The 9,644-nt window shown below is 60.0% G+C and carries 7 protein-coding genes; 3 read left to right on the top strand and 4 right to left on the bottom strand.

The genetic code is table 11. The features are described 5' to 3' along the window. The first annotated feature begins 98 nt into the window (after window positions 1–98). Window positions 99–1,496 carry a NorM family multidrug efflux MATE transporter gene (locus tag JFT80_RS07720; RefSeq protein WP_201147469.1) on the top strand — a complete coding sequence of 466 codons (1,398 nt, stop codon included), beginning with the start codon at window positions 99–101 and terminating at the stop codon, window positions 1,494–1,496. A gap of 45 nt (window positions 1,497–1,541) precedes the next feature. Here the strand turns inward: JFT80_RS07720 and JFT80_RS07715 are convergent, their stop codons facing one another. Then, the gene (locus JFT80_RS07715) at window positions 1,542–3,212 is read right to left on the bottom strand and encodes a bifunctional diguanylate cyclase/phosphodiesterase (protein WP_201147468.1); all 1,671 of its coding nucleotides are present in this window, start codon (window positions 3,210–3,212) and stop codon (window positions 1,542–1,544) included. Between the two features lie 265 nt (window positions 3,213–3,477). Here JFT80_RS07715 and rep point away from each other — a divergent pair, with 265 nt between their 5' ends. Both rep and JFT80_RS07705 read left to right on the top strand, forming a co-directional pair. Continuing rightward, entirely contained in the window at window positions 3,478–5,487 is a 2,010-nt protein-coding gene (gene rep / locus JFT80_RS07710; RefSeq protein WP_201147467.1) for a DNA helicase Rep, read from the top strand. A gap of 58 nt (window positions 5,488–5,545) precedes the next feature. After that, the gene (locus JFT80_RS07705; RefSeq protein WP_201147466.1) at window positions 5,546–6,118 is read left to right on the top strand and encodes a xanthine phosphoribosyltransferase; all 573 of its coding nucleotides are present in this window, start codon (window positions 5,546–5,548) and stop codon (window positions 6,116–6,118) included. Window positions 6,119–6,248: 130 nt separating this feature from the next. On the opposite strand, the gene JFT80_RS07700 is transcribed toward JFT80_RS07705, so the two are convergent. The 3 genes from JFT80_RS07700 to JFT80_RS07690 all read right to left on the bottom strand — a co-directional run bounded on the left by JFT80_RS07700 (window position 6,249) and on the right by JFT80_RS07690 (window position 9,529). Next, window positions 6,249–8,171, bottom strand: a complete 1,923-nt coding sequence (locus JFT80_RS07700; protein WP_201147465.1) for an acetyl-CoA hydrolase/transferase family protein — start codon at window positions 8,169–8,171, stop codon at window positions 6,249–6,251. Window positions 8,172–8,382: 211 nt separating this feature from the next. Next, window positions 8,383–8,799: a cytochrome c5 family protein gene (locus tag JFT80_RS07695; protein WP_201147471.1), complete on the bottom strand. Its 417-nt coding sequence runs from the start codon at window positions 8,797–8,799 to the stop codon at window positions 8,383–8,385. A gap of 181 nt (window positions 8,800–8,980) precedes the next feature. After that, window positions 8,981–9,529 carry a cupin domain-containing protein gene (locus JFT80_RS07690; RefSeq protein ID WP_025112726.1) on the bottom strand — a complete coding sequence of 183 codons (549 nt, stop codon included), beginning with the start codon at window positions 9,527–9,529 and terminating at the stop codon, window positions 8,981–8,983. Between the last annotated feature and the right edge of the window lie 115 nt (window positions 9,530–9,644).

The following is a 9,644-nucleotide window of genomic DNA, read 5'->3' as shown; positions in this document are numbered from 1 at the left end:
AGTCATGCCATCCATCCTTTTTATCCCTTTGTGGAAATCCTCCAGAGCGCCGAAAATCGACGGTCTACTGTTCCCTCTGAAAATCGAGCGTGATGATCATGAAGCATCCAGCGCGTATTGAACTCTGGGCCATTCTGCGGCTGGCGGGGCCGCTGATTGCCTCGCAGTTGGCGCATATGCTGATGGTCCTCACCGACACCTTGATGATGGCGCGCATTAGCCCCGAGGCGCTTGCCGGCGGCGGCCTGGGTGCGGCCACCTACTCTTTTGTGTCGATTTTCTGCATTGGGGTGATTGCGGCAGTCGGCACCCTGGTAGCTATCCGTCAGGGCGCCGGCGATATCGTCGGCGCGGCGCGGCTGACCCAGGCCGGGTTGTGGCTGGCGTGGCTGATGGCGCTGGGCGCCGGATTGCTGCTGTGGAATCTGAAACCCGTATTGCTGCTGTTCGGCCAGACTGAAACCAACGTCATCGCTGCCGGGCAGTTTCTGATTGCGCTGCCGTTCGCCCTGCCCGGCTATCTAAGCTTCATGGCCCTGCGCGGCTTCACCAGCGCAATCGGTCGGGCGACGCCGGTGATGGTCATCAGTCTCGCCGGCACCGTGGCCAACTTCCTGCTCAATTACGCGCTGATCACTGGCATGTTCGGCCTGCCAAAACTCGGTCTGATGGGCATTGGCCTGGTCACCGCGATTGTCGCCAACTGCATGGCGCTGGCACTGGCCTGGCACATTCGCCGGCATCCGGCCTATGACGCGTATCCGTTGCGTGCCGGCCTGTCGCGGCCCAACCGTCAGTACCTGAAGGAACTCTGGCGCCTCGGTCTGCCGATTGGTGGCACCTATGCGGTGGAAGTCGGCTTGTTCGCCTTCGCTGCGTTGTGCATGGGCACGATGGGCAGCACACAGATGGGCGCGCACCAGATTGCCCTGCAGATCGTTTCGGTGGCATTCATGGTGCCCGCCGGTATGTCGTATGCGATCACCATGCGCATCGGCCAGCATTACGGCGCTGGGCAATTGCTGGATGCACGGCTGGCAGGACAGGTTGGTATTGTGTTCGGAGCGGCGGCGATGCTCGGCTTCGCGATGGTTTTCTGGCTGCTGCCGCATCAATTGATTGGCTTGTTCCTGGACCATAATGATCCAGCGTTCCGCCCGGTCATCGAATTGGCCGTGAGCCTGTTGGCCGTCGCCGCCTGGTTCGAGCTGTTCGACGGCACGCAGACCATCGCCATGGGCTGCATACGCGGGCTCAAGGATGCCAAGACCACCTTCCTGGTTGGATTGGCCTGCTACTGGCTGATCGGCGCGCCGGCAGCCTGGTGGATGGCATTCCATCTCGACTGGGGCCCAACGGGCGTCTGGTGGGGCCTGGCGCTGGGTCTGGCGTGTGCGGCAGTGAGCCTGACGCTGGCGTTTGAGTGGAAGATGAAGCGCATGATTCGGCGTGAGCCTGCGGTGCAGGCCAGTTTCAGGGTGATTCAACCGGATTAAGATCAAAAGATCGTCCAAAGGCTCGGGCCGCGTTCGGACGATCTTTTAAATGGCCTCCACAACGGGCTGTTGGCTTGAGCCGAAGGTCAGGTATTCAACCAGTTCCGCCAGCGGCAACGGCCGGCTGATCAGATAACCCTGTACCTGATCGCAACCAAAGCCGCGCAGCAATTCCAGCTGTTCCGGGGTTTCCACCCCTTCAGCCACGACTTCCAGATGCAGGTTGTGCGCGAGGTTGATCATCGCGTGTACCAGTTTGCGGTTTTCTTCGCGCTGTTCCATGCCACCGACGAAGCTCTTGTCGATCTTCAGCAAAGTGATCGGCAGGCTGTTGAGGTGCACAAACGACGAGAAACCGGTACCGAAGTCATCCAGCGAGAAGCGCACGCCGAGGCGTCCAAGGGCGTCCATGGTCTGTTTGACCAGATCGCTGCGCCGCATCACTGCTGTTTCAGTCAGCTCGAACTCCAGCCACTGTGCTTCGACACCGCGTTCGGCGATCAACCGGCTCAGCGTCGGCAATAACTGACTGTCCTGAAACTGACGAAACGACAGGTTGATCGCCATGTGCAGCGCCGGCAGACCGCGCTCTCGCAAAGCCTGCATGTCACGCAGGGCCCGGGAAATGACCCAATAACCCAGCGGCACGATCAAACCACTCTGCTCGGCCAGTGGCACGAATTCACTTGGCGGCAGCAGACCGCGCTCGCCGTGGCGCCAGCGCACCAAGGCCTCGAGGCCGACAATCTGGCCGTCCTCAAGATTAAGCCGAGGCTGGTAATGCAGTTCCAGTTCATCGCGACGCAAGGCCCGGCGCAGCTCACTCTCGAGGTCGGCCATGCTCCGCGCGTTGCGGTTGATCCGTTCGTTGAAGATATGAAAGGTGCAGCCCTGGGTGCTCTTGGCCTGCTGCATGGCGATGTGCGCGTGCCACATCAGCGGGTCGGCGCCACCCTGCGCGCGGGCATGGGCGATGCCGAGGCTGGAGCCGATCAACAGGCTTTCGCCATCGACCCAGTAGGGTTCGGACAAGGCTTCGGTGATGCGCTCGGCCATCCATTCGGCGCGTTGCGGTGCACGGCGGGTGTCGATCAACAGCGCGAATTCGTCGCTGCCCAGCCGTGCCAGTTGATCACCGGCCTCAAGCTGGCTTTTCAGCCGCGCGACGACTTGCAGGATCAAGCGGTCGCCGGCCTGATGACCGAGAGCGTCGTTGGCGTGGCGGAAGTTGTCGAGATCGAGATGGCCGAGCGCCAGGCCACGGCCGTCGTTTTCCGCCAGCCGCGCCGTGAGCAAGGTCTGAAAACCCTGACGGTTGGCGATACCGGTCAGCGGATCCTGTTCGGCGAGGCGTTGCAAGGTGTTTTCGAGTACGCCGCGCTCACGCACATGGCGCAGGCAACGCCGCAGCATGCCGGCGTCGAGGGCGTCGAACACCAGCCAGTCGCTGACCCCAACAGGCGCGGTCGCCGGCTCGTGGTCCAGCAGCAATACGGACGGCAGGCTGCAACGGCCCGGGGCCGGTTGCAATGCGGGAAGGGTCAACAGCACCGCATGGCGGTTGTCTTCGAACAAACTGCTGACCGAGTCCCAACTCGGCGCACTGATCAGCACCGCCGCGCTCCCCATCGGAGCCAGACACTCGCGCAATAACGCTGTCCACGCTGGCTCTTCGGCCAGTAGCAGCAAACGCAAGGGTTCGACAGGCGTAGACAAGCTAGCTCCCTAGACTCTGCAGTGGTGTACGCGCCGGGCATTATGCCGGGCCGCCAACCAATGACCAAATGACATCAGTTATCAGACGTGGCTTTTGTATCAGGAATTACGAACATTAGACGCAAATACCTCACGTATCCTGCGTGAAAGTAACAAAACCGGCAAATACAGTTAGCGTGGTGCGTCACAAGTCGGAGAGAGCAGCACAATTCTCTGAGCCTGTTAAAATGCCGGCCCATTTCGTCAACGACTCCCGAATTTTCGTATGTCCCGACTCAATCCCCGGCAGCAAGAAGCCGTGAACTACGTCGGCGGCCCTCTATTGGTGCTCGCCGGTGCTGGCTCCGGCAAGACCAGCGTGATCACGCGCAAAATCGCGCACCTGATCCAGAACTGCGGCATCCGCGCCCAGTACATCGTCGCCATGACCTTTACCAACAAGGCCGCGCGCGAGATGAAAGAGCGGGTCGGCACCCTGCTGCGGGCCGGCGAGGGGCGTGGCCTGACGGTCTGCACCTTCCACAACCTCGGTCTGAACATCATTCGCAAGGAACACGCGCGGTTGGGTTACAAACCCGGCTTCTCGATTTTCGACGAGACCGACGTGAAGTCCTTGATGACCGACATCATGCAGAAGGAGTACGCGGGCGAAGACGGCGTCGACGAGATCAAGAACATGATCGGCGCCTGGAAAAACGACCTGATCCTGCCGCCGCAAGCGCTGGAGAACGCGCGCAACCCCAAGGAACAGACTGCCGCCATCGTCTACACCCACTACCAGCGCACGCTCAAAGCGTTTAACGCGGTGGACTTCGACGACCTGATCCTGCTGCCGGTAAAACTCTTCGAAGAGCACGCCGACATCCTCGAAAAGTGGCAGAACAAGGTTCGCTACCTGCTGGTCGACGAATACCAGGACACCAACGCTAGCCAATACCTGCTGGTGAAGATGCTCATCGGCAAGCGCAACCAATTTACCGTGGTAGGCGACGACGACCAGTCGATCTACGCCTGGCGCGGTGCGCGGCCGGAAAACCTGATGCTGCTCAAGGACGACTATCCGTCTCTGAAAGTGGTGATGCTCGAGCAGAACTACCGCTCCACCAGCCGCATTCTGCGTTGCGCCAACGTGCTGATCTCGAACAATCCGCACGAATTCGAGAAGCAGTTGTGGAGTGAAATGGGCCACGGCGACGAGATCCGCGTGATCCGCTGCCGCAACGAGGACGCCGAAGCTGAGCGCGTGGCCATGGAAATCCTCAGCCTGCACTTGCGCACCGACCGCCCGTACAGCGATTTCGCGATTCTTTATCGCGGTAACTATCAGGCCAAGCTGATCGAGCTGAAGTTGCAGCACCACCAGGTGCCGTACCGCCTGAGCGGCGGCAACAGCTTCTTCGGCCGCCAGGAAGTGAAGGACCTGATGGCCTACTTCCGCCTGATCGTGAACCCGGACGACGACAACGCCTTCCTGCGGGTGATCAATGTGCCGCGCCGTGAAATCGGCTCGACCACGTTGGAAAAACTCGGCAACTACGCCACCGAACGGAAGATTTCGATGTACGCCGCCACCGATGAAATCGGCCTGGGCGAGCATCTGGACAGCCGCTTCACCGATCGCCTGTCGCGCTTCAAGCGCTTCATGGACAAGGTCCGCGAGCAGTGCGCCGGCGAAGACCCGATCTCGGCGCTGCGCAGCATGGTCATGGACATCGACTACGAGAACTGGCTGCGCACCAACAGCTCCAGCGACAAGGCTGCCGATTACCGGATGAGCAACGTCTGGTTCCTGATCGAGGCGTTGAAAAACACCCTCGAAAAGGACGAAGAAGGCGAAATGACCGTCGAGGACGCCATCGGCAAACTGGTCCTGCGCGACATGCTGGAACGTCAGCAGGAAGAGGAAGACGGCGCCGAAGGCGTGCAGATGATGACGCTGCATGCGTCCAAGGGTCTGGAATTCCCGTACGTGTTCATCATGGGCATGGAAGAGGAAATCCTCCCGCACCGCTCCAGCATCGAAGCCGACACCATCGAAGAAGAACGCCGCCTGGCCTACGTGGGCATCACCCGCGCCCGTCAGACGCTGGCCTTCACCTTCGCCGCCAAGCGCAAGCAGTATGGCGAGATCATCGATTGCGCGCCCAGCCGCTTCCTCGATGAGCTGCCGCCGGACGATCTGGCGTGGGAAGGCAACGACGACACACCGACCGAAGTCAAAGCCGTGCGCGGCAATAACGCATTGGCTGATATACGCGCGATGTTAAAGCGCTAGAATTGACCACTTTTTTTAAAACCTTAGGGCGCACATAGCGCCAACAGAGGACAGCTTCATGGAAGCACTGCACAAGAAAATCCGCGAAGAAGGCATCGTGCTTTCCGATCAGGTTCTGAAAGTCGACGCCTTTCTGAACCACCAGATCGACCCGGCCCTGATGAAGCTGATCGGCGACGAATTCGCCACGCTGTTCAAGGATTCGGGCATCACCAAGATCGTCACCATCGAAGCCTCGGGCATCGCCCCGGCGATCATGACCGGTCTGAACCTCGGCGTGCCGGTGATCTTCGCCCGTAAGCACCAGTCCCTGACCCTGACTGAAAACCTGCTGTCGGCGACCGTTTACTCGTTCACCAAGCAGACCGAAAGCACCGTCGCCATCTCCCCGCGCCACCTGACCAGCAGCGACCGCGTGTTGGTCATTGACGACTTCCTGGCCAACGGCAAGGCTTCGCAGGCGCTGATCTCGATCATCAAACAGGCTGGCGCCACCGTTGCCGGTCTGGGCATCGTCATCGAGAAATCGTTCCAGGGCGGCCGCGCCGAACTGGATTCGCAAGGCTACCGCGTTGAATCGCTGGCCCGCGTGAAGTCGCTGAAGGATGGCGTGGTAACCTTCATCGAGTAACCTGCGGCATTGTGTTCTCTCTGTGGGAGCCAGCCTGCTGGCGATGGCACCTTGTCAGTCAACATCTTAGTGACTGACAGACAGCCATCCCAAGCAGGCTCCCTCCCACAGTTGGTTTTGGGGTGCGCAGTTATTGCGCGGTGGCTTTTAGGCCCGTGAGGAGCAGGCGTTGGAACAGGTCTTCTTTCAGGCCTTCCGGGTTTGTGAGTTGCATGCGTTCGAGGTGTTCCGGGTATAGGGATGCCTCGGGGGCGTCGAGGGCTGCTTTGCCAAGTTCGAGAATCTCGGTGAGCTTGAACTTGCTCTTCAGCCAGTTCAGCGCCCGCAGCAAATCCCGTTCGATCGCGGTGAAATCACAGCCCAGCGGATACTCCGGAAACAGGTTCGGATGCCGCGCGGCAATCGCCTGCAAACGCTGCGGTGTGTTGTCGGCGAAGCGTGGATCGATACGGAAATCCTTTGGCAGTTTGCCAACCTTCTGCGCCTGCTCGATCAGCCCTGACTGAAAGCGTGAGTCGCTGATATTGAGCAACGCCTCAATGACCGCAGCGTCCGTCTTGCCGCGCAGATCGGCGATGCCGTATTCGGTGACCACGATATCCCGCAGATGCCGTGGGATCGTGCAGTGGCCGTATTCCCAGACGATGTTGGAGCTGACGTCCCCGCCGGACTCACGCCAACTGCGCAGGATCAGAATCGAGCGCGCATCGTGCAATGCATGTCCCTGCGCAACGAAGTTGTACTGGCCGCCCACGCCGCTGAGCACGCGCCCGTCCTCCAGCTGGTCGGCCACGCCGGCACCCAGCAGGGTCATGGTGAAGACCGTGTTGATGAAACGAGCATCCAGGCGTTGCAGACGCTTGAGCTCCTCCTGACCGTATAGCTCATTGATGTAGCTGATGCGGGTCATGTTGAATTCGAGCCGTTTGCTCTGCGGCAACTCGCGCAGGCGCTCGTAGAAGCTGCGCGGCCCGAGGAAAAACCCGCCATGCACCGAGATGCCATCGGTCTGTGCGGCCTCATCCAGTGTGCCGGCATTGGCCTGCTCCTGCGTCGGCACGTCGGGGTAGACCTTGCGCCGAATAATCCCGGCATCCGCCAGCACCAGCAAACCGTTGACGAACATTTCGCTGCAACCGTAAAGGCCTTTGGCGAATGGCCCGATACCGCCCTCGCGGTCGATCAACTGCGCCCATTGGCTGAGGTTGATGTCACTGAGCAACGCTTGGTAACCCGCGTTGTCAGCCTGGCGCGCCAGCAGTGCGGCGGTAAGCGCATCGCCCATCGAGCCGATGCCGATCTGCAACGTGCCGCCGTCGCGCACCAGCGTACTCGCGTGCAGACCGATGAAATGATCCTGAAACCCGACCGGCATGTTCGGCGTGGAAAACAGCGTGCTGCTGTCCTTCGCGTCGATCAGCAGGTCGAAGGTGTCGATGTCGACTTCGGCATCGCCGGGCATGTACGGCAGATCGGTATGAACCTGACCGACCAGCAAAATGGTCTCCCCGGCTTCGCGACGTTTGGCGATCATCGGCAACAGGTCGAGGGTGATGTCAGGGTTGCAGCTCAGGCTCAGGCGATCCGGGTGTTCGCTGCTGCTGGCGAGCAGTTGCGCCACCAGATTCAGGCCGGCGGCGTTGATGTCGCGGGCGGCATGGCTGTAGTTGCTGCTGACGTAATCCTGCTGGGCCGGCGGGCTGTTGAGCAAGCTGCCGGGCTGCATGAAGAACTGTTCGATGCGGATGTTGGCGGGCAGGCTGTCGCCGCGCAGATCGGCGAGAAAATCGAACTCCGGGTAGTCGCCGAAGACGCGCTCGACGAAGGGTTCGATGAAGCGTTTCTGCAAACCATCGCCCAAGCTCGGACGACCCAGGCACAGTGCGGTGTAGATCGTCAGTTGGCGCTCGGGCAGCTGCGCCACACGGTGATACAGCGCATTGACGAAATGGTTGGGTTTGCCCAGGCCCAGGGGCAGGCCCATGTGAATGTGCGCCGGCAACCGTGCCAGGACGTCATCGACCGCTTGCTCGATAGAACACAGCTGAACCATCTGATCTTCCCTTACATTCCGTGAGTCAGGGTTGGACCGAGCTTGCCTGCTCTTTGCTGCATTGAACAGTCTGGAACAGTGGAAAATTGGCGGAGCACGCTTGCGCGGGGCGTCAGGTCACCGGCGTCATCGTTGACGATCATCGCGAGCAAGCTCGCTCCTGCAGGCACAAAAAGCCGCCCGAAAGCGGCTTTTTGCTGAAGATGAACGCTTATTTCAAGCCGGACATTTTCTCGATGGCGCCCTTGAGCTCGTCATCCGAGCAATCGGCGCAGGTGCCTTTTGGCGGCATGGCGTTCAGGCCGGTAATGGCTTTTGCCAGCAAACCGTCGAGGCCGCCCTGATGATCGGCGCGGTCTTTCCAGGCCGCTGCGTCACCGATTTTCGGCGCACCCAACAGGCCGGTACCGTGGCAAGCGTTGCAATGTTTGGCAATCACTTCGTCCGGGGTTTTCGCACCGCCACCGCCGCCGGCAGTTGCAGCCACTTCCATCCCCTTGCATTCCTGCCCTTGAACACACACTTGGCCGACAGGCTCAAGGCGTTTGGCAATGTCGTCATTGGTCGCAGCTTGAGCGCTGACAGCCCAGAGGGCCAGTACGGTTGCTGGTGCGGCCAGCATTTTCATAATTAGGTTCACGCGTTCACCCTCAATGGTGGCTATTCACGCCTGCGGCCACGGTTCGCAGGCGGGCGGAAGTATAGCGGGTAGCCCGCCACACTGAAACAACCCCATAGTCGAAGGGGTTATACCGCGCAGTGAAAAAACTCTTCGGATGCCTTCGCCGTCATGGCTTGGCGCCTCTATTTTAAAAATTTGCCGGTGTTGCTGCGCTGATTAGTCGCGCAGGCAAGTCGAACGGATTGCGAAAACGATGCGGCTTGGTACTTTCAAAGTAGTAGCTGTCGCCGGCTTCGAGAATAAAAGTTTCAAGACCCACTACCAGTTCCAGACGACCTTCCACCAGAATTCCGGTCTCCTCGCCTTCATGGGTGAGCATTTCTTCGCCGGTATCGGCGCCCGGTGGGTAGATTTCGTTGAGGAATGCGATGGCGCGGCTGGGATGCGCACGGCCGACCAGTTTCATGGTCACGGCGCCGTCGGAAATGTCGATCAGCTCGTTGGCCTTGTAGACGATCTGGGTCGGGATTTCCTGCAAGATCTCTTCGGAAAAGAACTCGACCATGGACATGGGAATCCCGCCCAACACCTTGCGCAACGAACTGATCGAGGGGCTGACGCTGTTCTTCTCGATCATCGAGATGGTGCTGTTGGTGACGCCCGCGCGTTTGGCGAGTTCACGCTGGGAAAGCCCTTTGAGCTTGCGGATCGATTGCAGTCGTTCACCGACGTCCAATGCAGGAGCCTCCAGGAATTCAGGTTGTTGGAATATTGAGCGTTATCATGGCGACAGCGTTCAGTATTTACAACACTTGGACCTGAATCCTGTTGGGCGAGGCGATATTGTGCAC

Origin of the sequence: Pseudomonas sp. TH10 (genome assembly GCF_016651255.1) — a bacterium.
Taxonomy (GTDB): Bacteria; Pseudomonadota; Gammaproteobacteria; order Pseudomonadales; family Pseudomonadaceae; genus Aquipseudomonas.
Note: the sequence above shows the minus strand (reverse complement) of the source record. Positions and strands in the feature narration are given on the sequence as shown.

Bases quoted from the DNA above. Each gene is read 5' to 3' on its own strand.
- JFT80_RS07720 (WP_201147469.1), top strand. From the start codon at position 99: ATGAAGCATCCAGCGCGTATTGAACTCTGGGCCATTCTGCGGCTGGCG.
- rep (WP_201147467.1), top strand. From the start codon at position 3,478: ATGTCCCGACTCAATCCCCGGCAGCAAGAAGCCGTGAACTACGTCGGC.
- JFT80_RS07705 (WP_201147466.1), top strand. From the start codon at position 5,546: ATGGAAGCACTGCACAAGAAAATCCGCGAAGAAGGCATCGTGCTTTCC.
- JFT80_RS07700 (WP_201147465.1), bottom strand. From the start codon at position 8,171: ATGGTTCAGCTGTGTTCTATCGAGCAAGCGGTCGATGACGTCCTGGCA.
- JFT80_RS07695 (WP_201147471.1), bottom strand. From the start codon at position 8,799: ATGAAAATGCTGGCCGCACCAGCAACCGTACTGGCCCTCTGGGCTGTC.